This is a genomic window from Marinobacter sp. (genome assembly GCF_014859525.1).
Taxonomy (GTDB): domain Bacteria; phylum Pseudomonadota; class Gammaproteobacteria; order Pseudomonadales; family Oleiphilaceae; genus Marinobacter.
Genome location: NZ_JACUUB010000005.1, coordinates 57310 through 83650 on the forward strand (window position 1 = coordinate 57310; position 26341 = coordinate 83650).

The 26341-nt window shown below is 57.9% G+C and carries 23 protein-coding genes; 9 read left to right on the forward strand and 14 right to left on the reverse strand.

The annotated features are described in order from the left end of the window. Window positions 1-159: 159 nt before the first annotated feature. Window positions 160-555: a DUF4168 domain-containing protein gene (locus tag IBX51_RS02795; protein WP_291828496.1), complete on the reverse strand. Its 396-nt coding sequence runs from the start codon at window positions 553-555 to the stop codon at window positions 160-162. Window positions 556-776: 221 nt separating this feature from the next. On the opposite strand from IBX51_RS02795, the gene IBX51_RS02800 reads away from it, so the two are divergent. Genes IBX51_RS02800 through IBX51_RS02815 form a run of 4 tightly spaced genes read left to right on the forward strand, consistent with a single transcriptional unit; the run spans window position 777 to window position 4800 of the window. Beyond that, window positions 777-2249, forward strand: coding sequence for an ATP-binding protein (locus IBX51_RS02800; protein WP_291828497.1), 1473 nt, complete (start codon window positions 777-779; stop codon window positions 2247-2249). Continuing rightward, a complete protein-coding gene (locus IBX51_RS02805) occupies window positions 2246-3631 on the forward strand; it encodes a sigma-54 dependent transcriptional regulator (protein WP_291828499.1) in 1386 nt (461 codons plus the stop codon). Before IBX51_RS02800 ends, IBX51_RS02805 begins: the two co-directional genes overlap by 4 nt. Then, window positions 3624-4529, forward strand: coding sequence for a DMT family transporter (locus IBX51_RS02810; RefSeq protein WP_291828500.1), 906 nt, complete (start codon window positions 3624-3626; stop codon window positions 4527-4529). Before IBX51_RS02805 ends, IBX51_RS02810 begins: the two co-directional genes overlap by 8 nt. Further along, a complete protein-coding gene (locus IBX51_RS02815; protein ID WP_291828502.1) occupies window positions 4522-4800 on the forward strand; it encodes a GIY-YIG nuclease family protein in 279 nt (92 codons plus the stop codon). The genes IBX51_RS02810 and IBX51_RS02815 overlap by 8 nt, the downstream gene beginning before the upstream one ends. Here IBX51_RS02815 and IBX51_RS02820 read toward each other — a convergent pair. Further along, window positions 4778-5671 (reverse strand): alpha/beta hydrolase, encoded by an 894-nt coding sequence (locus tag IBX51_RS02820; RefSeq protein ID WP_291828504.1) that lies wholly within the window; start codon window positions 5669-5671, stop codon window positions 4778-4780. The genes IBX51_RS02815 and IBX51_RS02820 overlap by 23 nt on opposite strands. A gap of 70 nt (window positions 5672-5741) precedes the next feature. Between IBX51_RS02820 and IBX51_RS02825 the strand changes: the two genes are divergently transcribed. Beyond that, window positions 5742-6731 carry an alpha/beta hydrolase gene (locus IBX51_RS02825; RefSeq protein ID WP_291828506.1) on the forward strand — a complete coding sequence of 330 codons (990 nt, stop codon included), beginning with the start codon at window positions 5742-5744 and terminating at the stop codon, window positions 6729-6731. A 55-nt stretch (window positions 6732-6786) separates the two neighbouring features. Continuing rightward, a complete protein-coding gene (locus IBX51_RS02830) occupies window positions 6787-7443 on the forward strand; it encodes an OmpA family protein (RefSeq protein ID WP_291828508.1) in 657 nt (218 codons plus the stop codon). Between the two features lie 71 nt (window positions 7444-7514). Here IBX51_RS02830 and serA read toward each other — a convergent pair whose 3' ends face one another. Continuing rightward, the gene (gene serA / locus IBX51_RS02835; protein ID WP_291828509.1) at window positions 7515-8744 is read right to left on the reverse strand and encodes a phosphoglycerate dehydrogenase; all 1230 of its coding nucleotides are present in this window, start codon (window positions 8742-8744) and stop codon (window positions 7515-7517) included. Between the two features lie 189 nt (window positions 8745-8933). On the opposite strand from serA, the gene IBX51_RS02840 reads away from it, so the two are divergent. After that, window positions 8934-10337: an FAD-binding oxidoreductase gene (locus IBX51_RS02840; RefSeq protein WP_291828511.1), complete on the forward strand. Its 1404-nt coding sequence runs from the start codon at window positions 8934-8936 to the stop codon at window positions 10335-10337. A gap of 143 nt (window positions 10338-10480) precedes the next feature. Here the strand turns inward: IBX51_RS02840 and IBX51_RS02845 are convergent, their stop codons facing one another. The 5 genes from IBX51_RS02845 to IBX51_RS02865 all read right to left on the reverse strand — a co-directional run bounded on the left by IBX51_RS02845 (window position 10481) and on the right by IBX51_RS02865 (window position 15150). Further along, window positions 10481-11785 (reverse strand): AarF/ABC1/UbiB kinase family protein, encoded by a 1305-nt coding sequence (locus IBX51_RS02845; RefSeq protein ID WP_291828513.1) that lies wholly within the window; start codon window positions 11783-11785, stop codon window positions 10481-10483. A gap of 59 nt (window positions 11786-11844) precedes the next feature. After that, window positions 11845-12507 carry a fumarylacetoacetate hydrolase family protein gene (locus tag IBX51_RS02850; protein ID WP_291828515.1) on the reverse strand — a complete coding sequence of 221 codons (663 nt, stop codon included), beginning with the start codon at window positions 12505-12507 and terminating at the stop codon, window positions 11845-11847. A gap of 29 nt (window positions 12508-12536) precedes the next feature. Next, entirely contained in the window at window positions 12537-13079 is a 543-nt protein-coding gene (locus IBX51_RS02855; protein ID WP_291828517.1) for an adenine phosphoribosyltransferase, read from the reverse strand. A gap of 22 nt (window positions 13080-13101) precedes the next feature. Continuing rightward, window positions 13102-14400 carry an NCS2 family permease gene (locus tag IBX51_RS02860; RefSeq protein WP_291828519.1) on the reverse strand — a complete coding sequence of 433 codons (1299 nt, stop codon included), beginning with the start codon at window positions 14398-14400 and terminating at the stop codon, window positions 13102-13104. A gap of 132 nt (window positions 14401-14532) precedes the next feature. Continuing rightward, window positions 14533-15150 carry a trimeric intracellular cation channel family protein gene (locus IBX51_RS02865; protein ID WP_291828521.1) on the reverse strand — a complete coding sequence of 206 codons (618 nt, stop codon included), beginning with the start codon at window positions 15148-15150 and terminating at the stop codon, window positions 14533-14535. Window positions 15151-15341: 191 nt separating this feature from the next. On the opposite strand from IBX51_RS02865, the gene IBX51_RS02870 reads away from it, so the two are divergent. Together IBX51_RS02870 and IBX51_RS02875 are read left to right on the forward strand one after the other, a co-directional pair. Beyond that, complete coding sequence (locus IBX51_RS02870; RefSeq protein ID WP_291828523.1) at window positions 15342-15911, forward strand: BLUF domain-containing protein; 570 nt, start codon at window positions 15342-15344, stop codon at window positions 15909-15911. Between the two features lie 161 nt (window positions 15912-16072). Continuing rightward, window positions 16073-17053 carry an NADPH:quinone oxidoreductase family protein gene (locus IBX51_RS02875; protein WP_291828524.1) on the forward strand — a complete coding sequence of 327 codons (981 nt, stop codon included), beginning with the start codon at window positions 16073-16075 and terminating at the stop codon, window positions 17051-17053. A gap of 403 nt (window positions 17054-17456) precedes the next feature. On the opposite strand, the gene IBX51_RS02880 is transcribed toward IBX51_RS02875, so the two are convergent. From IBX51_RS02880 to IBX51_RS02905, 6 genes are all read right to left on the reverse strand, one after another. Beyond that, window positions 17457-19286 (reverse strand): long-chain-acyl-CoA synthetase, encoded by a 1830-nt coding sequence (locus tag IBX51_RS02880; protein WP_291828526.1) that lies wholly within the window; start codon window positions 19284-19286, stop codon window positions 17457-17459. Between the two features lie 101 nt (window positions 19287-19387). After that, complete coding sequence (locus IBX51_RS02885; protein WP_291828529.1) at window positions 19388-21358, reverse strand: acetyl/propionyl/methylcrotonyl-CoA carboxylase subunit alpha; 1971 nt, start codon at window positions 21356-21358, stop codon at window positions 19388-19390. Between the two features lie 234 nt (window positions 21359-21592). After that, window positions 21593-22417, reverse strand: a complete 825-nt coding sequence (locus tag IBX51_RS02890; protein ID WP_291828531.1) for an enoyl-CoA hydratase-related protein — start codon at window positions 22415-22417, stop codon at window positions 21593-21595. A gap of 186 nt (window positions 22418-22603) precedes the next feature. Next, window positions 22604-23764: an acyl-CoA dehydrogenase family protein gene (locus IBX51_RS02895; RefSeq protein WP_291828533.1), complete on the reverse strand. Its 1161-nt coding sequence runs from the start codon at window positions 23762-23764 to the stop codon at window positions 22604-22606. 19 nt (window positions 23765-23783) lie between these two features. Then, on the reverse strand, window positions 23784-25400 hold the full coding sequence (locus IBX51_RS02900) for an acyl-CoA carboxylase subunit beta (protein WP_291828536.1): 1617 nt from the start codon (window positions 25398-25400) through the stop codon (window positions 23784-23786). Window positions 25401-25409: 9 nt separating this feature from the next. Continuing rightward, window positions 25410-26276: an SDR family oxidoreductase gene (locus IBX51_RS02905; protein WP_291828538.1), complete on the reverse strand. Its 867-nt coding sequence runs from the start codon at window positions 26274-26276 to the stop codon at window positions 25410-25412. Window positions 26277-26341 lie beyond the last annotated feature (65 nt).

The window sequence follows — 26341 nt, forward strand, 5'->3', positions numbered from 1 at the left end:
CTCCGGAACAGAAGTGCAAAGGGTGCGTTTTCTTTATCTGAAACGGTAACACAAGATGATGCCGTTGGTGGATCCTCGCGTATGTTGAGACCGCTCTTTCAAACATAAAAAAGCCCCGCTCTGTGCGGGGCTGAAGGACGAACCGGATTGGCTCGGGATTTACATCAGGGCGTCAATACGGTTCCGTACTTCGGGGTCGCTGCTGTAAGCCGTAGCGATGGCGTTGTAGGTGGGGATGTCCATACCGGCATCCTCAATAACAGACACCATATGATCGTTGGCTTCCATCTGAAGTTCCTGAGCTTCCTGCTGGGAATCAGCAGCTTCGATCTTGGCGATATAGTCTTCACGGACTTCCATCACGCCGTTCTGCGCTTCGACAAACTGGTTCAGCTCAGCATCGTTATAGTCGGCACTCTGGGCACCGGCGGCTGGGTCGGCGTAGCCTGAACCCTGAGAGGCTGCAGCATCCTGCTGTGAACTTTGCTGGGCCATGGCAGGGGCGGCAGCGAGCAGGGCAAGTGAAGCGGTTACGGAAATAAGCAGTTTATTCATGAACAAGCTCCTTACGATGTGGCGGACGACATTTCAAATTCCGCCAATTGATTGAGTTCACATTGATACAAACAAGTGCCGTGCCAACTCCCAAATAAAAAATTAAGTATAATAAAAACAATAAGTTATAGATTTTTGTTTGTTAAGGTCAAGTAATCCGGGTTGTGGCGAAATGTCACATGTGGCACAAAGGGTGTGACACTCTTGTTTGGGAAACATCTATGGTTCCTTTCGGTCGCCGGCTAGGTGATCTGTTCCGGTCTCTGCAGCTGACGTTGGTTTTGAGTATCGTGGTGCCGTTGTTGTTGTTCAGTGGCATTGCCATATACATCGGCCTGGGTTCTGTTGAGAAAGCCCTGAATGAACGTCTTCGTGAAGATCTTGAGTTGGTTGCCCGTGCCGTCAGCGGGCCGGTTTCAAACGCACTGGCGGAAAAAGACCAGTTGGTGCTCGGAGAATCGCTTAAGTCCATTTTCCAGATTGGCCGAATATCCGGTGCTTCGGTCTTTGATGAACAAGGTGACCGGGTTGCCAGTCTTGGTGTGGCCGATGCTGACGTTACCAACAGCGTCAGTGCGGAACGGGTAATCGCCAGTGGTGAGCTGGGCGGGGCGTTCCGGCGAGTAGATGGGGAGTCGGTTTTTTCCCAGTTTACTCCGCTGGTGGGTGAGGATGGTCGCATTCAGGGGCTACTCCAGGTTACGCGCCAGCGCAGCGACTTTCATGATCTGGTGGCGTCAAGCCGTTGGTGGGCGGTTGGTATCTGGTCCGTGTTGGCGGTCATCATCATTCTGGTGGTGGTACTGGGTCATTACCGCACCGTCGGGCGGCATGTGAACAGTCTGATGGAGGATATGGCGCAACTGGCACCCGGAAAGTGGTTGTTGAGTGCGCCAATGGCGGGCCCGAGAGAGCTGCGCCAGATTCATCAGGGTATCGCCAGCATGGGCCGGAGGATGGACGCTGCGGAGTCTGAGATTGAGGACCGTATCGCCCGCGAGCGAGCTCTGGCCGAGCAATTGGAGTATCAGGAAAAAGTCGCGATGATCGGTCGCGTTGCCGGCGGGGTGGCCCATGAGCTGGGCGCGCCGCTTAACGTCATTCAGGGCCGGGCCCGAATACTGGCTCGGTCCGGATTGCCAGGCGACCAGCAACGGCACCTGGACGACATTGATCATCAGGTTAGTCGGATGACGGCCATTATCCAGCAGCTCCTGGACTGCTTTCGTCATGTTCCCGATTCCCGGCGGCCGCTGGATTTGTCCGATGTGCTGCAGGATGTTCTGGTGCGAATATCCGAGGACGATCGCTGCAACCGGTGCCGAATTGAGACAGACGGGCTGGATCAGTCAATGCCGGCCCGGGCGGAGCCGTTGCGGGTGGGCCTGGCGTGCCTGAACGTTATTCGCAACGGCTGCCAGTCGGCCCGGGATCAACTAAAGGTGTCTGCGCATCAATCAGACCACAGCTGGGAGATTCGGGTAGAGGATGATGGCCCGGGTATTCCGGCATCTGATCGGGGAAAAGTCTTCGAACCCTTTTACAGTACCCGGCCCGCCGGGGAGGGTACCGGCCTGGGGTTGGCCGTGGTCAACAGTGTTCTTAAAGAACACGGCGGGCGCATAGAGATTACCGAAAGCAGCCTGGGCGGGTGCCGAATAAGCCTTTATTTTCCGATGGAGCATGGGGTATGACCAAGACAGCCGGTACCATCTTACTGGTCGAGGATGATCAGAGCCTTGGTCAGCTGCTGGCAGAAGAGCTGGAAATGGACGGTTACATCATGCACCGTGCCGGCACTGTCGGTGAGGCCTGCCAGCAACTCCGGGATCAACGCCCGTCTCTGATAGTCTCTGACCTTCGCTTACCGGATGGCCATGGCATGCAGGTGCTGGCGTTTCAGCAGGCCGAACACCCGGGCATTCCGTTTATCGTGATTACCGCGTTCGGGACGGTTGATCAGGCGGTGGAGGCGTTAAAAGCCGGTGCAGATGATTTTCTGACCAAACCGCTGTCGACCGATCACCTGCGCCTGAAGATAAAACGACTGTTGGCTCAAGCGGACATCAATCGGCAGTTGGCCGAAATTCAGGCCAGCCAGCATAGCGACAATAATTTCGGGCTGGTGGGGGATAGTCCGGCCATGGCCCGATTGCGCGCAGAGATCCGGCAGGTTGCCCGGAGTCAGGCTGCGGTGCTGATTAATGGTGAGAGTGGCACCGGCAAAGAGCTGGTTGCCCGTGCGGTACACCAACAGAGTGAGCGGGACGGGCAGTCGTTTCTGGCAGTTAACTGCGCGGGCATTCCCCCGGATTTGATGGAAAGCGAGTTCTTTGGCCATGAAGCCGGGGCGTTCACCGGTGCCAGGCAGGCTCGCAAGGGGCTGTTTGCCGAAGCCAGTGGTGGCACCTTGTTATTGGATGAAATTGGCGAGATGCCGCTGGCCCTTCAGGCCAAATTGTTGCGAGTATTGCAAGAAGGCTCCATTAAACCGGTTGGGTCTGATCATGAAGAACCGGTGGATGTGCGAATTTTGGCCGCAACCCATGTCGATCTGATGAAGGCGGTAGAACAGGGGGACTTCCGGGAAGATCTGTACTACCGCCTCGAAACCCTGAGCCTGAATGTGCCGCCTTTGCGAGAGCGCGGTGAAGATGTCGAGCTGCTTGCCATGCATTTTCTGAAAGAAGCCTGCCGGCGCCATAACCGTGGTTTTATCAAACTCAGTGATGTCTCGCTCAGCGTGATCGGAGATTACCCGTTCCCGGGTAACGTCAGGGAATTGTCCAGCGCCATTGAGCGAGCCGTGACCTTTTGTGAGGGCGACACCATTCAGCCGGAGCATCTGCCGGAGCGCATCCGTAAGCGCCAGAGTGGAACGTCTCAACCCACCCCTGCACCGGGAGGAACCCATCTGTCTGAATGGCCGACGCTGGAGTCCGTGCAGCAGGATTATGTGCGCAGGGTGATGGCAGCTGTGGATGGCAACAAACGCCGGGCGGCTCAGATACTGGGCGTAAATCGCCGTACGCTGTATCGCTGGCTGGACGCCGAGGCGGGGCAAAGCAATGCCTGATCAAAAGCAGGCCATGATGTATGGCCTGGCCACGGTTTTGCTGTGGTCGACGGTGGCAACGGCCTTCAAGCTCGCCTTGGCTGACCTGGCACCGGTGCAGATGCTCTTGGTCGCCTGCACGGCCTCGGTCCTTGTTATGGGCATGATTCTGGTCATTCAGGGCCGCTGGGCCTGGGTGTTTCAGCTCACCAGAGGGCAATACCTGCAATCTATCGGCATGGGATTGATCAATCCCTGCCTGTACTACTTCTTGCTGTTCGGTGCGTTTGACCGATTACCGGCCCAAGAGGCTCAGCCACTGAACTACACCTGGGCGCTGGTGCTGGCGTACCTGTCGGTGCCTTTTCTGGGTCAAAAACTGCGTCTTATTGATGTTCTGGCGGGGCTGGTGTGTTATGCCGGCGTAGTGGTGATTGCCACGCGTGGTGCGGTCACCTCGCTCAGCTTTTCAGACCCCCTGGGCGTCGCTCTGGCGCTGGGCAGTACCGTGGTGTGGGCCGGCTACTGGATTATTGCCACCCGTGATACCCGGGATCCGGTGATCGGCCTGTTCCTGAATTTTCTGTTCGGATTGCCTTTTATTGCGCTGGCGTGCTGGTACACCGAAGGTCTTAGCTTGCCACTGGGTGGGTCGCTGGCGGCTGCGGTCTACGTTGGGGTGTTTGAGATGGGTATTGCGTTTGTACTTTGGTCACAGGCGATGAAAAAAGCAGAAAACACGTCGAAAGTGAGTAACCTGATTTTCATCTCGCCCTTTTTGTCACTGGTGTTTATCTATTTCATTCTTGGCGAAGTTATTCTTCCCTCCACTTACGTGGGGCTTACCTTGATTATGGCTGGGCTCTGGTTACAGCAAATGAAAACGCGAAAGCGGGAGCAGTTGCTGAACCATGAGTAACTCCTGGTACCTGTACCTGGTGCGCACAGCGTCGGGTAGTCTTTATACCGGCATCACCACCGACGTAGACCGGCGATTTGCCGAACATCAGGCGGGAGCACCGAAAGGCGCTCGCAGTTTACGGGGCAAGGGGCCTTTGACTCTCGTCTTCCAGGCTCCGGCTGGCGATCGGAGCCTGGCGTCAAAGTTGGAATGGCAGGTAAAACGCTGGCCCAAGGCGCGTAAAGAGGCGTTGATCAAAGGCGAGTTCAGCCTGTCAGATGACGCCTGATGTGATGTGCTGCAACGGTGACCGCTTGTGTCGCCCTGGCCAGTTGCCCGCAGTGCACCTGAAAAACGTGCCAGAGATTGTTGTAGATTTCCAGATGGGTTTCGACACCGTCCCGTTTGGCCGCGTCGGCCAGGCGACTGGCATCGTTGAGCAGTATTTCCTGACTGCCAACTTGAATCAGCAGCGGTGGCAGCTCGGTCAGATTGCCATGCAAGGGCGAGATCAAGGGGTTGGTCAGTGGCTCGCCGGCCGCGTACAGTTTGGCAGCGTTGGCTGTCCAGGTCTCTTGCAGTACCGGTTCGCACTCTGGCTGGTAAAGGTTGGCCTGGCTGAGGTCGGTCCAGGGCGAAAAACAGGTGATGGAGGATGGTAAGGGCTGCTGATGATCACGCAGCCGCATGGTCAACGCCAGCGCCAGCCCACCCCCTGCAGAATCGCCGGCCAGCGCGATAGAGCCAGCCGGTTGGCCCTGGCTGATCAGTGCCAGGTAAACCGATTCCGCGTCGTCCAGGGCCGCCGGGAAAGGGTGCTCCGGGGCCAGTCGGTACTCCGGCGTTATGACTTCACAGCCTGAGAGCTTTGCCAGGTGACCGGTGATGCCTTTGTGCGTGTTGGCAGAGCCAATGATGTAACCTCCGCCGTGCAGATAGATAATTACCCCGCGAGTCTCCGGCGTTGCCACCGTCCGAATCACCGGCACATTACCCAGGTCATCAAGGGTGAATCGTGCGCTGCGGGGCGGTACTGATGTCCGGTAAGCCTGGCGGATCAACTGGCGCTGCCATTTCAGAGGCACAACGTTCGAGAGCATCGGGCGGACCATCCGCTGCATAGTCTGGCGCAACCCGGCTTCAAGAAGCGGCTGGAACATCTGTGTTCTCCCTCGTGAATGCGTTAGGATGACCGTCAATTGTTGATTCATGACGGGCGTTTAACTCTACGTGTACTGGAAAACAGATACCATCGAAATACCGAATTGGAACAGACATTCTCTGCTGGAGCGTCTGGAGCCTTTCGATCCGGCTGCCAAACGGAAGCTGAGCGCTGAGATGGACGCCTATTGCCGATTTTATGGTCTGGATCTGTGGGTGGAACATCCAGGGATCACCTACCATCAGGGCTATCTTCAGGCTGAAAAGCATGAAGTTATGGTGCATTACTTTCACCTGCCGGAAGCCGAAAAACCCAAGGGTACGGTCTTCATTCTGCATGGTTATTTTGACCATGTGGGTCTGTATACCCAGTTGATTGACCGGTGCCTTGGTGCGGGCTTTGATGTGCTGGCGTATGACCAACCGGGGCACGGCCTCTCGAGTGGCACGCCGGCCGCTATTGGCAGTTTTCTTGAGTACCAGGCGGTTTTGTCTGAAGTGATGGCTCAAATCCGGGAAAAAATACGAGGCCCCTGGTTTGCCGTCGGGCAGAGTACCGGTGGAGCGATTCTGATCGATTATCTGCTATCGAACCATCATAGCCAGACAACCTCTGAATTCAAAAAGGTGGTGCTGCTGGCACCGCTGGTACGACCTATGGGATGGCTGGGTGCAAAGATTCTGCACAGTCTGGCCAAACCGTTTCTGAGCCGATGGCGCAGGGTATTCGGGGCAAACAGTGGCAACACCCGCTTCCTTCGCTTTCTTCGGGAACACGACCCATTGCAAGCCAGAGCAGTGCATGTGGACTGGGTGAGTGCTTTGCGCAAGTGGGTGCCTCACATTGAGTCCGCGAGGCCGGTGGATTTTCCGGTCACCGTCGTTCAGGGTGAAAAAGATCTGACGGTCGATTGGCAACACAATCTCCGGATTCTCAGAAATAAATTTTCGTCCGTCAGGGAACAAAGAATCCCCGATGGACGTCACCATCTTGTGAACGAAGCGCAGGATTTGCAGGCAACGGTGTTTAACACCATTATTGACACATTCACGGAATAATCATGGCCTTCGGGATAAGATGTTGGCCAGTCAGGAAACTATGCAGGAGATAACAGTGAAAAAAACGATTCTTGCCTTTGCAATGGCAACGGTTGGCCTTAGTGGCTGCATGACGTACGACCCTTACACCGGCGAAGAAAAAACCTCGAGCGCGACCAAAGGTAGCATCATTGGTGCTATTGGTGGTGCAGCCGTCGGTGCCGCAACGTCCAGCCGCAGTGATCGTGGCAAAGGTGCTCTGATCGGCGCCGCCGGTGGTGCAGCGGTTGGTGGTGGTATCGGTTACTACATGGATCGCCAAGAAGCAGAGTTGCGTCACAAATTGGAAGGCACCGGCGTTCGTGTGGTGCGTAACGGTGACCAGATTGAGCTGGTGATGCCGGGTAACGTGACCTTTGATACCAATCAGTCGACCATCCGCCCCGGCTTCAATGACACGCTGGGATCCGTTGCTTTGGTGCTCAAAGAGTTTGATAAAACCATCATCCAGATTGAGGGTCATACCGACAGCACGGGCGCAGAAAGCTACAACCAGCTGTTGTCTGAGCGTCGCGCTTCATCGGTCCGCGACTTCCTGCTCAACCAGGGCATCGAACCACGCCGGACCCGAGCCGTGGGTTACGGGCAGCGTTATCCGATCGCCTCTAATGACACAGCATCCGGACGTGAGCAAAACCGACGGGTTGAGCTGACATTGGTGCCCATGCAGTAATTACCTGACCAGCAAAAGAAAACCCCGGAGGCGAAAGCCTGCGGGGTTTTTTTACAGCTGTCAAAACTGTATCAGAAGAGTACGCGGCAGCGAATGGTGCCTTTCACCTGAAGCAGTTTCTTCAGCGCCAGCTCACCGTAGGCCTTGTCGACATCAATGACGACATAACCAATGTCTTCCTTGGTTTGCAGGTACTGGCCGCACACGTTGATGCCATTCTCGGAGAACACCCTGTTGATCTCGGACATCACGCCCGGCACGTTCTCGTGAATGTGCAGCAAGCGGTGCTGGTTCGGATGCGACGGCAGCGCCACTTCCGGGAAGTTAACAGACGATACGGACGTACCGTTGTCGCTGTACATGGCCAGCTTTTCAGCGACTTCGCGGCCAATGTTTTCCTGCGCTTCGATGGTGGAGCCGCCCACGTGCGGGGTCAGGATCACGTTATCGAATTCGCGCAGAGGCGAGATGAACTCTTCCTCGTTGGACTTGGGCTCGACCGGGAACACGTCAATGGCCGCACCCAGCAGCTTGCCGGAGCGCAGCGCGTCGGCCAGGGCGTCGATGTCGACCACCGTGCCGCGGGAGGCGTTCATCAGGATGGAGCCAGGCTTCATCTGGGCAAACTGTTCGGCCTTGAACATGTACTTGGTGGCCGGCGTTTCTGGCACGTGCAGCGACACCACATCGGAAATGTTCAGCAGTTCCTGCAGGGTGCCGACCTGAGTGGCGTTGCCGATCGACAGCTTGGACACCACATCGTAGAAGTAGACGTCCATGCCCAGGCCCTCGGCCAGCACACTGAACTGGGTGCCGATGTTGCCGTAACCGATGATGCCGAGCTTCTTGCCACGAATTTCGTAGCTGTTCTTGGCCGACTTCAGCCATTCGCCGCGATGGGCCTTGGCGCTTTTCTCAGGGACACCGCGCAGCAGCAGGATGGCCTGGGCCAGCACCAGCTCCGCCACCGAACGGGTATTGGAAAAAGGTGCGTTGAACACGGCAACACCGCGGCGGGTGGCCGCCTGCAGGTCCACCTGGTTGGTGCCAATACAGAAACAGCCCACGGCCACCAGTTTTTTGGCGGCTTCAAATACCTTCTCTGTCAACTGGGTGCGCGAGCGGATACCAACGAAGTGCGCATCGGCAATCTTCTCGATCAGCTCTTCTTCGCCCAATGAATGGCTCAGATACTCGATGTTGGTGTAGCCCGCAGCGTTAAGGGTATCTATGGCAGATTGATGCACGCCTTCCAGCAGCAGGATCCGGATTTTGCTCTTTTCGAGAGACGTTTTTGACATGGGCTTTGCTTCCGAACCTTTCGTCATGTGAAATGACCCGTGGCCAGGGATCGTTAGTCTGGCTCACAGAACAGGGGCGGTATGATACCATAAACGGAGACTTTCACAGCGCGCCGGATGGCCTGAATCAATTCTCGGTGAATTTGTTCCTCTCCGGCCCGGCCCTAACCTGAAGAGACTGATGCATCCATGAATTCCGAACAGATCATTGCTTCCCTCAAAGAACTGATGGCGACCGGTGATGCCCCGGGTAAAGTGCTGACCGATCCGGCCGACCTCGACACCTATGGTAAGGACTGGACCAAAATCTATCCGCCCAAGCCCCTGGCCATTGCCTTGCCCAAGACCACGGAGCAGGTGCAGGCGTTGGTAAAGTTTGCCAATGAACATCAGGTTGCGCTGGTGCCGTCCGGCGGGCGTACCGGCTTGAGTGCCGGTGCGGTGGCCGCCAATGGCGAGGTGGTGGTGGCCTTTGACAACATGAACCAGATCCTGGAGTTCAGCGCCAGTGATCGCACCGTGCGCTGTCAGGCCGGTGTGGTGACCGAGCAGCTACAGAACTTCGCCGAGGACAATAACCTGTATTACCCGGTGGATTTCGCCTCGGCCGGCTCCAGCCAGCTGGGCGGCAACCTGTCCACCAACGCCGGCGGCATCAAGGTGATTCGCTGGGGTATGAGCCGGGACTGGGTGGCTGGCCTGAAAGTCGTGACGGGCAAGGGCGATATTCTGGATCTGAACAAGGACCTGGCCAAGAACAACACCGGTTACGATCTGCGCCATCTGTTTATCGGCGCCGAAGGCACGCTGGGTTTCATCACTGAAGCCACCATGAAGCTGACCCGCACGCCGGACGACCTGACCGTGCTGGTGCTCGGCCTGAACGATCTCACCAACACCATGGATGTGTTGCAGGCGTTCCAGAGCAAGCTTGATCTGACCGCCTACGAGTTCTTCTCCCACCAGGCCATGGGGCATGTACTGGCGCACGGTCAGGTGCAGGCGCCGTTCGAGACCGAGGCGCCGTATTACGCGCTGCTGGAATTCGAAGCGGCGTCTGACCAGGCGATGGGCGACGCCCTGGCCCTGTTCGAAGAGTGTGTGGAGAAAGGCTGGGTGCTGGACGGCGTGATCAGCCAGAGCGAAACCCAGGCCAAGAACCTTTGGCAGCTGCGGGAGCGGATTTCCGAATCAATCGCACCCAGAACGCCCTACAAGAACGACCTGTCTGTGGTGGTGTCCAAAGTGCCGGGCTTCCTGCAGGAAATAAACAGCGTGGTCACCGAGCACTATCCCGATTTCGAGATTATCTGGTTTGGCCACATCGGTGACGGCAACCTGCACCTCAACATCCTCAAACCGGAAGCCATGGCCAACGAAGATTTCTTCGAAAAATGCCAGCAGGTAAACAAGTGGGTGTTCGAGATCGTCGAACGCTATCAGGGCAGTGTCTCCGCGGAACACGGCGTTGGCATGACCAAAAAGCCCTACCTGCAGTACACTCGCAGCGAGGCGGAAATCGCCTATCTGCGTGGTATCAAGCAGGTGTTCGATCCCAACGGCATCATGAACCCGGGTAAAATCTTCGACTGATCCGGATCGTTCACAGAGGAGCTCCGGCGGGTGCAGGAACACATCGCAGTACTCGCCGGCGCTGGCATCAGCGCCGAAAGTGGTCTCTCAACCTTCCGCGATAGCGTCACTATGCCCGATAGTCGGCATCTCCCGGGCAGGCCTTAATTTCGGAGGTATTTCTCCAGTTCCGATCTGAACGCCGCCTGAACACCCAGTCGCTTCAGCATCCAGTAATGCCCTGCAATCATGCGGTCCACGAAAATGCTTTCCACTGGCGGCTTGAAGTAATCCAGGTACTTGAACACCGTGCTGGTCTTCGCTGCGACCTGCTTGTGGATGTCGGCTTCGGCATAGTCATAGGGCTCATCGCCCATAAACGGAACGATCAGAATGTCCCGCCACATCGCATAGTAGGCTTCGTCGACCGCCGGCTGGTTATCTACCCGGGCGCCCAGGTCGATCAGGTGACGGTCCAGCGCCGAGTAATCCTCGCTCAGGGCGGCCAGCAGGGCTTTACGATAGGCTTCCACAATGTGTGGCTTGAGCTTCTTCACACAGCCAAAGTCGTACATGACGATGGTGCCATCAGGCCGGTAGGCAAAGTTGCCGGCGTGGGGGTCACCGTGGATGCATTGAAACCGGAACAGCTGGTCGGCCATGAGGGTAAAGATGCGGTGGCCGATCAGGTTAAGGGTGTCCTGGCTATAGCGCTCAGGCGTGACCTTGCTGACGTGATCACCTTCCACCAATCCCAGGGTCAGGACACGGCGGGTGGAGTGGCTGTTGATCACCTCGGGGATGATTACCCAGGGCTGGTCTTTGTGGAACTCCTGGAACAGCTTGAGGTTGCGCGCTTCGTTTTCGTAGTCCAGTTCTTCTTTCAGGCGCAAGCGAATTTCGCCGAACAACTGATCGACGGTTTCTTTCGGCATCTTCAGCAGACCGCCCAGCTTCAGTGCCAGGCGCAGCTGCTTGAGGTCGGAATCGCAGGATTGGTCGACGCCGGGGTACTGAACCTTAACGATAACATCGGTGCCGTCGTGCAACCGTGCCCGGTGCACCTGGCCGATGGAGGCAGAAGCGTACGGAGTTTCCTGCAGGTACTCGAACAGTTCGCTGACCGGTTTGCCCAGTTCGCTTTCCACCTGCTCCAAAATGACCTCGAAAGGCATGGGCGGGGCTTCTTTCTGGAGTTTCTCGAGGGCTTGGGAAAACTCCTTGGGCAGGAAGTCCTGGGTCTGAGAGGCGATTTGACCTACCTTCATCACGGCGCCTTTCAGCTCCCCAAGGGTGTCGGCAATCTGATCCGCCATTCGGGTGTAGCTTTCGCTCTGAGCACCCTCATCATCTACCGAACGGAACATGCGCCGGGCTCTCTGGCCAGCGTATTGGCCGGCAACGGATGCCGTCATACCTGCCAGCTTGAAAAATCGCCCTGTGCGTGAAGTAACCGGTTTCCTGGCCATGGTGGTGCTGGTATCCCTGATACAGAAGGTTCGCCTGAATATGCGTTCAGGCGGGCAATTCAGACCACTGTCGTTTCCACAAAAAGCACATCTTCCAGCTCCAGAGACAAGGTCTGGCCTGATACCAGTGGCCCTACGCCTTTTGGCGTTCCTGTCAGTACAACGTCCCCGGGCAGCAGCGTGAACTGGCTACTCATATGGGCGATCAGCGGCACAATCGGATTCAGCATATCACGGCTGTTTCCGGTCTGGTGGCGCTGGCCGTCGATGTCCAGCGTAAAGTGGATATGGCCTTTGGGGAGCTGGTCGGCTGCAACAAAAGGGGACAGCGGGCAGGCGCCGTCAAAACCCTTGGCTCGTTCCCAGGGCTGACCCTTTTCCTTGAGTTTGCTCTGAACATCCCGCAGTGTCAGGTCCAGAGCCAGGCCGTAGCCAAGAATAGCGCTCTCCACGTCGCTGGCTGAGGCGTGGGTGAGGGGGCGGCCTATCAGTACAGCCAGCTCGGTTTCAAAATGAACATCGCCCTTTTCTCTGGGAAAATCCAGAGGTCGGGTGATATGGACCGCTGCGGTGGCCGGTTTGATAAACAACAGCGGCTCGTCCGGCACAGGGTTGTTCAGCTCACGGGCGTGTTCGGCGTAGTTGCGACCAATGCACACGATTTTGCCAAGCGGCAGGTGCACGGGCGTGCCGTCTTTCCAGTGATGCTGATAATCGGACATGGTCGTCTCCGGTGGTTCTGAAGAAAGGGTTATTCCCCCTCGAATGAACACACAGTATAAACCTGCAGGCCTTCTTCCTGTAACTTGTGGGAACCACCCAGATCGGGAAGGTCGATCATCGCAGCCACTTCTACGATTTCTGCGCCAATTCTGCGGATCAGGCGAGTGGCTGCCAGCATGGTGCCGCCGGTCGCGATCAGGTCGTCGACCAGAACGACTTTGTCGCCGGGTTTGAACGCGTCTTTGTGCAGCTCAACCGATGCCGTACCGTATTCCAGTTCGTAGTCCTCCACCAGCGTGTCGAAGGGTAGTTTGCCCTTCTTGCGCACCAGAACGAGCGATGCGTTTAGCTCATAGGCCAGGGCGGAGCCAATGATGAAGCCACGAGCGTCAACCGCTGCAACGGCGTCGATGTGCTGACCATGGTAACGGTGCACAAAAGCGTCGATAAGCTTGCGGAAGGCCGTTTTGTCTTGCAGGACCGTAGTGATGTCCCGGAAGGACACGCCAGGCTTGGGCCAGTCCGGCACGGTGCGAATGGCTTTTTTAATGCTTTCAGAAAAATAATCCATAACTCACCTGTGCGGGTGCGGCTTACGCCACATCAAGGAACATAAATTTCAGGACGAAGACGGCAGCGATGGTGGTGACGCTCCAGTTGAGGTCAGACCATTTACCGGCCAGAGCCTTGACGGCGACATAGGTAATAAAGCCCAAAGCAATGCCGTCTGCGATGGAGAACGTCAGTGGCATCATCAGGGCGGTAACAATAGCTGGAGCGATGTCGGTGATGTCATCCCAATCCACCAGTTTCAGTCCGCTGGCCATCAGGCAGGCCACGTAAAGCAGCGCGGGAGCGGTGGCGTAGGGAGGAATCACGCTGGCAAGGGGCGAGAACAGCAAGCAGGCCAGGAACAACAGGGCGACAACCACGGCCGTCAGGCCGGTACGGCCGCCAGCGGCGATGCCGGCGGTGGATTCCACATAACTGGTGGTGGTGGAAGTGCCCAGGGCAGCACCCGACATCGTCGCCACTGAGTCAGACATCAGCGCCCGGCCCAGGCGCGGCAGTTTGCCGTCTTTATCCAGCAGGCCGCCTTTCTGGGCAGCGCCTACCAGGGTGCCGGAGGTGTCAAACAGGTCGACAAACAGGAAGGCAAACACCACGCTGATCATGCCCACATTCAGGGCGCCAGCCAGATCAAGCTGCATAAAGGTCGGTGCAATGCTCGGCGGTGCCGACACAAGACCCTGGTACTCCACCATGCCCAGCATCATGGCGCCGACGGTTACGGCAATGATGCCGATCATCACCGAGCCCGTGATTTGCCGGAACGACAAAGCGCAGATCAGCACAAAACCCGCGAAGAACAGCAGAGCCTCCGGAACTTTGACATCACCCAGGGTGACCAGTGTGGCGGGGTGGTCTACTACAATGCCAGCATTCTTCAAGGCAATCAGCGCCAGGAAAAAACCGATACCGGCAGAAATGCCGAAGCGCAAGGACAAAGGGATGGAGTTAATAATCCATTCCCGGACCTTGAAGATGCTCAGCAGGAAGAACAGGAAACCGGAAATGAAGACGGCCCCCAGAGCCACTTCCCAGCTGTAACCCATGCTTCCGACAACGGTGAACGAGAAGAACGCGTTCAGACCCATACCCGGAGCAAGGGCTATTGGATAGTTGGCCCACAGGCCCATGATCAGGGTGCCAATAACCGCAGCCAGGCAGGTTGCAACAAACACCGCACCAAAATCCATGCCGGTGGAGGAGAGCAGGCTGGGGTTGACCACGATGATGTAAGCCATGGTCAGGAAGGTGGTCATGCCCGCGACCACTTCTTTACGAACAGTAGTGCCGTGGGCCCGGAGTTGGAACAGTCGTTCAAGCATGACGATGGCTGCCTCTGAGGATGCCTGCGGTTAGGGGTTTGAGTGTCTGTTTAGCTGCGGAAAACGTGAGCTGGGTGAAAAAACGGCAATCTTACCGACTCATGAAGCTGAGGCCAAGGGATGATTGACGGTTCAATTTGTTGTGTGGTCGCGCTGTAGCCGAATATCGAAGCGCACCGCCAACATCCGTACTATCACGATGAACAGCAGCCCGATGGTCAAGGCGAGTGATTCGCTTTTGAGGTACCACTGGCACACAAAATACAGCCAGCAGCCGGCAAACGCGATGGAAGCGTAGATCTGATCCTTGCGGAAGATAAAGGGCACTTCGTTACACAGGGTGTCGCGCAGTGCGCCGCCAAAACAACCTGTCATCACCCCCAGCATGGAGGCTATAAACCAGGAGTGGCCCAGATCCAGCGCCAATTGGGCACCAAGAATGGAGAATATGCCCAGGCCAATCGCATCCGGGAACACGATTCGGGATTCTTTCAGGGCGTGAGCGCGGCTCCAGTAACTGAACACCACCGCCATGACCAGGATCAGGATTGGCTGTTCCTGGTGTTTGATCCAGTACAGAGGGTGGTTATCCATGATCAGATCCCGTAGGGTGCCGCCTCCCAAAGCGGTAATAAATCCGATCGCAAACACACCTACGGGGTCCATGTTCTTCGAGCGAGCGACAATCATGCCGGAAATGGCAAATGCTACAACGCCTATCATTTCAAGTAGGTAGATGATGTCGAACATGGGTGGCTCTGGGGCTGAGAGTTACGGGATCAATCACATTCAAATCAGGAGCGCGAAGAATAGCCGAAATTCGCCCGGGTTTCATCCGGGCTCAGTCGTTGCCTGACAACCCATCGGGTAGTGATCTGTCTGCCTGCATCAGGGCGTATTGTCATCATCTTCTCGCTTTCATTTATTCGGAGTACCACAATATGCCACTGATTCGCCTTGCCTATGCCAGTGAAGCCGCCTTTGAAGCCAAACCGCTGGAGAAAGGCGTAGAGCCTCATGTCGCCCGTATCTTGCTGGTGTCCCGGAGAAACAACACCAAAATGAGCGTTGTGGGCGGGCTTTACTATGGGGATAACCGTTTTTTTCAGTACCTTGAGGGTGAGGAAGAGGCGGTAAGGGCGACTTATCAGCGCATCCAGCAAGATCCCCGGCATCGCAACGTGCGCACGTTGATTGAAGAGCCGATTACTAGCCCGACGTTCACCAACTGGTCGATGAAGTATGTCCCTGCTTCGGCTGATGTGCAGGCTTTTCTGAACCGCCATAAACTGCCAGATTTTAATCCGATGGCTTTTGACAGCGAGCAGTGCGAAGAAATGATCGACCTGATCCGCCGCTCCAGCCTGGATCAGAAGTCGGTGAACTACGATGAAACCAAGCGCATAACTTCACCCGCCCCGCAAACCTTGTCTCCGGGCCTGAAAGTAGGTTTGATATCGGCTGCGGCCTGCCTGGTGGTAGCGCTGGTTTTGGTCGCAACACTTCTCTGATGCTTTATCAGCAGGGCTTATGCGAAACGATAAATGATCTTGATTTGCTTCATGGTGCAAGTATGTTTAGCTTGATGCCCATCAATAACACGCTGAACAGAACCGTTGTTGCGCCCGCTGCTACTGGATTTTAGCTTGGGCTTACGCCATCAGGAGCGATCATGAAAGCCATCTTATGCAAGGAACATGGCCCCGCTGAAAAGCTGGTCATTGAGAACATATCAAGCCCGGAAGCCAAGGGCAGGGGTGTCAAAATCCGGGTTAAGGCCGCCGGCCTGAATTTTCCCGACACCTTGATTATCGAAGGCAAGTATCAGCTCCAGCCTCCTTTACCGTTCTCACCCGGTGGCGAGTTGGCGGGCGAGGTCATCGAGGTTGGCGAGAAGGTCACCCGGTTTAAACCGGGCGACCGTGTGGCTGCCCTGACCGGCTGGGGTGCATTTGCGGAGGAAGTTGTTGCTCCGGAATCCAATCTGTTGCCGCTGCCGGACAGCATGTCTTACGAGCAGGCTGCCGGATTCATGATGGTTTACGGCACCTCTTACTACGCGTTGAAACAGCGGGCCAATATCCAGCCGGGAGAAACGCTGTTGGTGCTTGGTGCCAGCGGTGGTGTTGGCCTGGCAACGGTAGAGCTTGGCAAGGCCATGGGCGCACGGGTCATTGCTGCAGCCAGCACAGCCGAGAAGCTGGCGGTGGCTAAAGAGGCTGGTGCCGATGAGTTGATTAACTACTCTGAAGAATCTCTTAAAGAGGCGGTCAAGAAACTGACCAAGGGCAAGGGTGTAGACGTGGTTTACGATCCGGTCGGCGGTGATTTCACCGAACAGGCTCTGCGCTCCATGGCCTGGAATGGCCGCCATCTAATCATCGGCTTCGCCGCCGGCGACATCCCGAAAGTGCCCGCAAACCTGACACTGTTGAAAGGTTGTTCTGTCGTCGGTGTGTTCTGGGGCAGCTTCACCCAGCGCGAGCCGGAGACCAGCGCCCAGAACATGATAGAGCTACTGAAGCTGTACGCCGAAGGCAAAATTGACCCGAAAGTCAGCCAGATTTTCGAGTTCGACCAATACGCCGAAGCGCTCGGTGCCCTGACCGGCCGCCGCGCCACCGGCAAGATCGTCCTTCGCGTTGGCTCTTGAGTTTGGGGTTTGGCTTGGGCTCCTAGCCTGTTGGTTTAGGAGTCTGCGGCTGTGGGGTGTTGCCTCCCAAAAACCGCTCCTTGCGGCACATCCCTGTGGCGCTTCTGCTCCGCCATCCATGGCTCCGCACATTTTTGTGAGGCAACACCCCACACCCGCACTGCAGGCCAGAGAGCAATAGTCCATCAAGACCAGACTCGAATTGATTGTTAGCTTGCAGACTATTACTCGAAGGCTGACAGACCGGGTTGGGGAGCGCCTCCAAAAAATGTTGAGGGCCATGGATGGCCCGAAAGAAGCGCACACGGATGTGCTTGTAGCGGTTTTTTGGAGGCGCTCCCCAACACGGGCGCCCCCAAAGTCAGCAGGCTAGGAGCCCAAGCCAGACCGCACGCACCAAAACTCAGAACCGAACCCCGCCAGAGTCAATGTCAGCCACCAACGCCGGCGTAAGCTGGGTATAACCGGAAGTGCCCGGCAGCCACGCGTAAACGTCGACATCGGGCTGGTCCAGGGAATAGCCGAGTTTCTGGATATCCACCTTGCGATACTTGAACGTACCCGTTTTCTCGATGGCGTGGGTTACCCGCACGAACGCCGGCACCGCATAGGCCGGCAGGTTGTCCTGAAGGTAAGCGAACAACTTGTCGGCATCAAAGTTGGCGTCAGGGTCGTTGGGCACCAGAGTCACCATGCCGGCCTTGCCGTTGGTGTCCGGAATCTCGACGCCGTAGACGATGGCTTCCTGCACCATGCCGGAGCCGTCGATGATGTTCTCCACCTCGGTGGTGGAGACGTTCTCGCCCTTCCAGCGGAAAGTGTCGCCCATGCGATCGACAAACTGCAGGTGGCGGCAGCCGATCTCCTTCAGAACATCGCCGGTATTGAACCAGGCATCGCCTTTTTTGAAGGCCCCCCGCAGGATCGACTTCTCGGTGGCGTCTTTTTGCGTGTAACCCTCGAACGCCCACTTCTTGGTGATCTCACCGATCAACAGCCCCGGATCACCTTTTTTGACCTCTTCGAGGCGGCCCTTCTCGTTGCGAATCGGATCTCGGGTGCCTTCGTGGTATTTGACCAGCTTGTAGGGCGCGGTGGAGAAGCCGACCGTGTTGTCCATGTTAAAAAAGTTACTGAAGCCGATATTGCCCTCGGACGAGGCGTACAGCTCGGACACCATGCCAATACCAAAGCGGTCTTTGAACTCTTTCCAGATGGAGGGGCGCAGCCCGTTGCCGATCATTTTGGTCAGGCCATGGTTGCGGTCCTGATCGCTGGGGGGCTGGTTCAGCAGATAGCGGCAGAGCTCACCCACGTAGCCAAAGGTGGTGGCGTGGTACTTCCGGACATCGTCCCAGAACGCAGTCGCTGAGAATTTTCGACGCAGGGCGATAGCAGAGCCGCCGGCCAGGACCGAGCCCCAGCAAACCAGCAAAGCTGTGCCGTGGTAAAGGGGCAGGGTGCAATACAGAACGTCTTCCGGTTCCATGGCCAGCGACAGCATGCCGAAGCCGCCGTAGGCTCGAACAAACTTTCTATGTGAGCCGGGAGCGGCCTTGGGTAGCCCGGTAGTACCGGAGGTGTACAGGTAAACGGCGGTATCACCCATTACCACCGGGTTGCTCAGGATGGGGCGAATGGCCGGGCGTTTGCTGATCTCGTGAGCCAGGTTGACGTAGCCGTCTGGTGCTTCGCCAAACATATTCAGGGTGTTGGTGTCTGCCAGGAACAGCAGCGGCTTGCTGTGCCGCAGCTGAATGTCGTTGCGGATGTCTTCAGCGTGCGCCAGTAATTCCTCGCCAACCACTAGCATGCGTGGTTCGATCAGTTTGATGCTGTGAGTCAGCACCTTGCCTTTCTGGGAGGTATTGAGCATTGCGCAGGCGACGCCGACTTTGCCCGCCCCCGCAACAACCGCCAGCAGTTCGGGGCGGTTCTCAAGCAATACCGCAATGGCGTCGCCTTTGACCAGACCCTGATCTTTCAGGTAGCGGGCGATGCGGTTGGTCCAGGCATCGAACTCTTGCCAGGTGATGGTTCTGTCTTCGAACAGAATGGCCGGACGGTTCGGGAATTTCTTGGCATTGTGTTCGATCAGTGTGCCCAGGGTCAGTTCTTTGTTGTTATCTTTGACGGCGTAATAGTAGAGCCCTTTGGCAATAAAGGGGAACCGGCGGAGCACGCCGGGCAGGCTCCGTATCAGGTTGCGGGCAGTTACGATGTCTTGGCTCATAGCGATATCCGTTTTCGTCGTTATCGTTGTCAGTGTTATGAGCCCCTGACGCCGCTTGTGCCCGGGGCTGATTCAGAAAACTGCGCGACCGGGCGAATGGATCATGCGCCGGCTTCCTCATCGGTGCTTATTTCAACCAACAGTTGGCTGCGTTTGACTTGATCGCCGGCACTGGTCAGCACCTGGCTGAGGGTGCCGTCCCGATCGGCTTTGACCGGATGCTCCATTTTCATGGCTTCCAGAATGACAAGGGTCTGGCCTTGTTGCACGGTGTCACCCGCAGCAACCAGTACATCAATAATGGCACCGTCCATACTGGCCAGGATCCGGCCACTGCCTGCACCCTGGGCACCGGTTGCCGGCTGATGGGTAATGTCCTGTACTGACCAGGACCGGCCACACGCCTGCAAATATAGGGAATCGCTGTCCCGATGATATTGGCATCGTTGACGAACGCCCTTGTCGATAATGCATAACAGTCCGGGCGCCTGGCTTTGCAGCTGCAGCTTGTATTGTTCGTCGCCGTGGACAACCGTCAATCTGTGGCCATTTTGGCGCACCAGCAACTCTACGGTGTCACCGTCCACTTCCAGCGTCATCGGGATGGCCGTGGCCGGGGCATTGCTCCAGCCTTCCTGGCCGGCAGCTCCCAGGCTCAGGGCGCAGGCGCTCAGGGCGAGCTCCCGGATGGTCAGCGGTTGCGGCGACAGGGATGGATCATCCTTGAATGCTTGTTGCAGGAACGCGGTGGTGGCCTCGCCGGCGCCAAAGGTGTCGTCCGCGATAATGCGGCTGAGGAAGTGGCGGTTGGTGGTCAGGCCGAACACGGTGGTGTCTTCCAGTGCGCGAATCAGGCGGCGGCGGGCCTGGTCCCGGTTCTCGCCCCAGGCGATGACTTTTGCCAGCATCGGGTCGTAGTGGGGGCTGACCACATCGCCGGAGCGCACGCCGGTGTCAAAGCGCAGGCCGTCGCCTTCGGCCGGGGTGAACTGGTGCAGGGTGCCGGTTTGCGGGGTGAAGCCGCTGGCTGGATCTTCGGCGTACAGGCGCACTTCGATGGCGTGGCCGTTGAGCTGGATTTGGTCCTGGCTGAGCGGAAGTGGCTGGCCTTCGGCGACCATCAGCTGCCAGGCGACCAGATCCTGACCGGTGATCAGTTCGGTGACCGGGTGTTCTACCTGCAGACGGGTGTTCATTTCCAGAAAGTAAAAGTTGCGGTCTTTGTCGACCAGGAATTCGACGGTGCCGGCGCCTTCGTAGCCGCAGGCCAGGGCCGCTTTAACGGCGGCTTCGCCCATGGCCTGGCGCAGTTCCGGGGTGACGAAAGGGGAGGGCGCTTCTTCGACGACTTTCTGGTGCCGGCGTTGTACAGAGCAGTCGCGTTCGCCCAGATAGACTGCATTGCCGTGACGGTCGGCGAAGACCTGGATTTCCACGTGGCGGGGTTCGATGACGGCTTTTTCGATGATCAGCTCGTCGTCGCCGAAGGCCTGTTTGGCTTCAGAACGGGCCCGTTTGATGTTGTCGACCAGCTCGCTTTCGTTTTCGACCAGGCGCATGCCGCGACCGCCACCACCGGCGGAGGCTTTGAGCATGAGCGGGTAGCCGATGTCTTTGGCGGCGGCGATGAGTTGGTCGTCGTTGGCCCCATTACTTTTGCCAGGGCCTTCATAGCCGGGTACTACGGGCACGCCGGCCTGTTGCATGGCGATTTTGGAGCGGCGTTTGCTGCCCATGAGTTCGATGGCATTCTCGGGCGGACCGACGAAGGTGAGGCCAGCCCGTTTGACGGCTTTGGCGAAGTCGGCGTTTTCGGAGAGAAAGCCGTAGCCGGGGTGGATGCAGTCGGCCCCGGTGATCCGGGCGGCATCCAGGATGGCGTTGGCGCTCAGGTAGGAGGCGCTGACCTGAGCCGGGCCGATGCAGATGGCTTCGTCGGCCTGTTCTACGTGCAGTGCGTTGGCGTCGGCTTCGGAGTAGACGGCTACGGTTCGATAGCCCAGCGCTTTGGCTGTGCGGATAACCCGGACGGCGATCTCGCCCCGGTTTGCTATGAGAAGTTTTTTTAGCATTGGTGTGTCACCTACTTTGTACACGCATCTGCGTGATTTGGCGCTCGTCCGCACTGGTGGTGTGGGTGGTCCGCCAGAAAAACGCTCCTGCGGCACATCCATGTGGCGCTTGGGCTCCGCCATCCATGGCTCCGCACATTTTCTGGAGAACCACCCACACCACCAGCGCTCCCGCTGACTTTGTTCGTGCTTGCAGACAGACTGTGAAAACAGCCTGTCGCTCCTGAATGTTGGCTAGTTCTGGTCGCTCGCCCATTTGGGTTCGCGCTTTTGCATGAACGCCATGGTGCCTTCTGTGCCCTCGGCGCCACGAATGGCGGCGGCAAACTTCTCGGCGGCCTCATCCAGCAAGCCGGCCATGGGTTCGTGGCCGACCCGGTGCAGTAGGGCCTTGGTTTCTGCCGTGGCATTCGGGGCGCACAAGCGCACCCGTTCAAGAGCCTGGTTCAGCATGTCGTTCAGCTGTTCCTCCGACTCGGCGACTTGATGAACAATGCCGAGTGCACAGGCTTCCGTTGCGTCGATTCTCAAACCCAGCAAGGCCAGCCGGCGGGCCTGGGTCAGGCCGATGCGTTCGACCACGAATGGGGCGATCTGGGCGGGAATCACGCCCAGGGTGGTTTCCGGCATTCCAAACTTGGCGGTCGGGCCGGCGATGGCGACGTCGGAGACGCAGGCGAGGCCGAAGCCGCCGCCCATGACGGCACCTTCGGTGATGGCGATAACGACTTTGGCGGATTCATTGACCTGCTGGATCATCTGGCCGAAGGCGCGGTTGAGTTTATAGAACGGGTCGTCCCGGCCTTCACCGGCTTTCTGACCCCGGGCACCAGCCATATCTTTGATGTCGCCGCCGGCGCAGAAGTGTCCACCGGCGCCGCGGATAACGACGGCGCGGATGGTTTGGTCGTGTTCAACTTCGCTGAACACGGTGGACAGTTCCGCGACCATGTGAAGGCTCATGGCGTTGCGGACGTCAGGACGATTGATGGTGATGAGAAGTGTGGGGCCCTGTTTCTCGAGGATAAGGGTTTCACACTTAGGCAGTTGCTGTTCCATAACGACTCCACGAAAAATGTTTGGGGCCATGAGGCGGGGATCCCTTTACGGGACCGTTGAGGGCCATGGACGGCCCGAAACGAGCCCACATGGATGTGCTTGTAGGCGTGTCCCGTAAAGGGATCCCCGCCTCATGGCCCTCCGCAAAGCCCAGCCCTATAGCCTGTTTCCCGCCAAACTCGAAAATCAGTCGCGTTTCTTGCCAGGCAAGGTGCCCATCAGCTTGCAGATAATGCCCAGCATGATTTCGTCGGCGCCGCCGCCGATGGAAACCAGGCGCACGTCGCGGTAGGCGCGGGCCAGGGGGTTTTCCCACATGTAGCCGTTACCACCCCAGAACTGCAGGCAGCTGTCGGTGACTTCGCGGCCCAGGCGGCCGGCCTTGAGTTTGGCCATAGACGCAAGCTTGGTGACGTCTTTGCCCTCAACGTGCAGTTCACAGGCCTGGTAGGTCAGGGCCCGCAGTGCTTCGACTTCGGTTTGCAGCTCGGCCAAACGGAAGTGGATGTATTGATTGTCGATCAACGGCTGGCCAAAGGTCTTGCGCTCGCGGCAGTAGTCGATGGTCTGGTTAATGCAGTTTTCCAGGGCCTTGATCACGTTGGCCGCCCCCCACAGGCGCTCTTCCTGGAACTGGACCATCTGCATCATAAAACCGGTGCCTTCGGCGCCGATGCGGTTGCGCTGGGGGATGCGCACGTCGTCAAAGAACACCTGAGCGGTTTCCGATGAACGCATGCCCAGCTTGTTCAGGTGCGGGCTCATGGTAATGCCCGGGGTGTTCATGGGCACGATCATCAGGGTCTTGTTCTTGTGCGGCTTGTCGTCGCTGGTGTTGGCCAGCAGGCACATGAAATCCGCTTTCGGCGAGTTGGTGATCCACATCTTGGAGCCGTTGATAACATAGTCATCGCCGTCTTTCTTGGCGGTGGTTTTCAGGCCGGCAACGTCGGAACCTGCACCCACTTCACTAACGCCGATGCAGCCCACCATCTCGCCGGTGATGGCCGGGGCGAGGAAGTCGCGCTTGAGTTCGTCGGAGCCGAAACGGGCAATGGCCGGGGTGCACATGTCGGTTTGCACACCGACGGCCAGCGGGACACCGCCGCATTTGGCCATGCCCAGCTCTTCGGCGGCGACCAGGTTGTAGCTGTAGTCCAGCCCCATGCCGCCGTATTCTTCCGGCTTCTGGATGCCCAGCAGGCCCAGGTTGCCGAGCTTTTTGAACAGCTCGTGAATCGGGAACTCACCGGCGGCTTCCCACTCGTCGCAGTGTGGGTTGATCTCTTTTTCAACAAAGTCTTTGACGGTTTTTCTCAGGGCTTCGTGTTCGGGTGTGAACTTCATTGTTATTCTCCTTCAAGAATCAGAAACGGGCGACGCCGTAGGAATTGGGTCGGAGTTGTCGTTGTTCAGCTTCGCGGCAGACCGACAAGGCCATGGCCAGCACACGCCGGGTGTGCCGTGGGTCGATCAGGCCGTCGTCCCAGAGCCGGGCGGTGCCGAACAAGGCGGTGGAGCCGTCTTCGAGTTTCTTGGCGGTGGCCTGTTCCAGGAACGCCAGGGTTTTCTCGTCCGGTTCTATGCCGCTTTTACGTTGTTTGTCTTCAGCGACAATGCGCATCACCTTGCCAGCCTGGGCCGGACCCATGACGGCGGTACGGCTGTTGGGCCACGCGAAGATAAATCTCGGGTCCAGGCCCCGGCCGCACATGGCGTAGTTGCCGGCGCCGTAGGAGCCACCGACCACCACCGCGATTTTCGGCACCCGGCAGTTGGCCACGGCCTGCAGCATCTTGGAGCCGTGCTTGATGATACCGTTCTGCTCCGAATGGGTGCCGACCATAAAGCCGGTGGTGTTGTGCAGGAACAGAAGGGGCGTGCCGGCCTGGTCGCACAGTTGAATGAACTGGGCCGCTTTGGTGGCACCGGCGGTGGTGATTGGGCCGTTGTTGCCGATGATGCCGACGCTGTGGCCGTGAATGCGGATGGTGCCACACACGGTCTGGCTGTCGTAATCGTTCTTGAAATCGAGAAAGCGGGAGCCGTCGGCGATGCGGGCGAGAATCTCGCGCACGTCGTAAGGCTTCTTGGCATCGGATGGAATAACACCCAGCAGCTCGCTCGCGGGATAAAGCGGTTCATCCCACTGCGGTGTCTGGCGCAGCGGAAGGTTTTCATTCCAGGGCAGGGCGCCGAGGATCTCCCGGGCCTGACGGATGCCGTCGGCGTCGTCTTCGGCCAGGTACTCGGCGGTGCCGGCCACAGTGGTGTGCATTTCCGCGCCGCCCAGTTCTTCATCGGTGGCGATTTCGCCGGTGGCAGCCTTCAGCAGCGGCGGGCCAGCCAGGAACATCTTGGCCTGCTCGCGCACGGTAATGACATAATCCGACAAACCCGGCTGATAGGCGCCTCCAGCGGTGGCGTTACCGTGTACGACCGTCACTTGCGGAATGCCCGCTGCGGACATCCGGGCCTGATTGGCAAAGCCCCGGGCGCCGAGCACGAAAATATCGGTGGCGTAGTTCAGGTTGGCGCCGCCGGATTCTGACAGCGACACCACCGGTAATTTGTTCTCCATCGCGATTTGCTGCAACCGCAGAGTCTTGTCCAGCCCGGCGGGCGTAATCGTACCGCCCTTGATGGCGCTGTTGCTGGCCACCACCAGACAACGAACGCCCGCGACCTGACCAATACCGGCAATAATGCCGCCACCGGCCAGAGAGCCGTCTTTGTCGTCGTGCATTTTGTAGCCGGCCAGCGAACACAGCTCCAGGAACTCACTGCCGCGATCCAACAACCGGTTAATCCGGTCCCGTGGCAGCAGCTTGCCCCGCTTGGTGAACTTGTCCCGGGCCGATTCCGCCAGGTCCAGCACCTTCTGCTCCACATCCCGGAAGGTCGCGATGTGGGCTTCCATGGCCTCAACATTGGCCCGGAACTCGTCAGATTGAGGCGTTATTGTTGTTTCCAGTACCTGCATGGCAAATCCTCAGTCGTCACTCAATACTTTCGGCGTTACCGCCCGATGGAATCCGTTATAGGCCTCATTGTTCTTCGCCTTCGGCATCGGCCATACCCGGCCCCCGTGAGACGCTGCACCATCTATGCGCAGGCAATCACCACTGATAAACGCCGCGCCCTGACTGAGCAGAAAACAAATCGCCGAGCTCACCTCGGACTCCGTGCCCATGCGCTTGATCGGCACCGCATCCGCCAGACCCTTGATCCAGGACTTCATGTGGGCCGGGTAGTTGTCCATGCCGCTGGATGCAATCCACCCCGGTGCCACCGCATTCACCCGAACTCCGGACGGCGCCCATTCCACGGCGGCCGTCTGGGTAAAATTCACCATCCCGGCCCTGGCGGCACCTGAGTGCCCCATGCCCGGCATGCCGCCCCACATATCCGCGACAATGTTCACAATCGAGCCACCGGTTTTACTCAACGCCTGGGTGTAAGCCTCCCTGGCCATCAAAAAACCACCGGTCAGATTGGTCCGAACCACGGTTTCCCAACCCTTCTGGTTGATCCCCGTCAGCGGCGACGCAAACTGGCCACCGGCATTGTTAACCAGCCCGTCCAGCCGACCGTGCTCGGCGATAATGGCTTGCACGGTAGCCTTAACCGGCTCTTCTTCCCGGATGTCACAGGCATGAGCACTGGCAATGCCGCCGTCTTCCTCAATTTCGGCTTTAACGGCATCCACCTTTTCCTGCTTACGACCGACCAGCGCAACTCGAGCACCCAGGGACGCCAGTTCGTGCGCCGTGCAACGACCAATGCCGGAGCCTCCGCCGGTAACAATAAACACCTGGCCTTCAAACAACCCAGGTCGCAAAACTGACTGATAACTCATAAATAAATCCCTATCTAAATCTGATGAATCCAAACACAAGGTTCGGGCGCTTCACCGGGGGACGG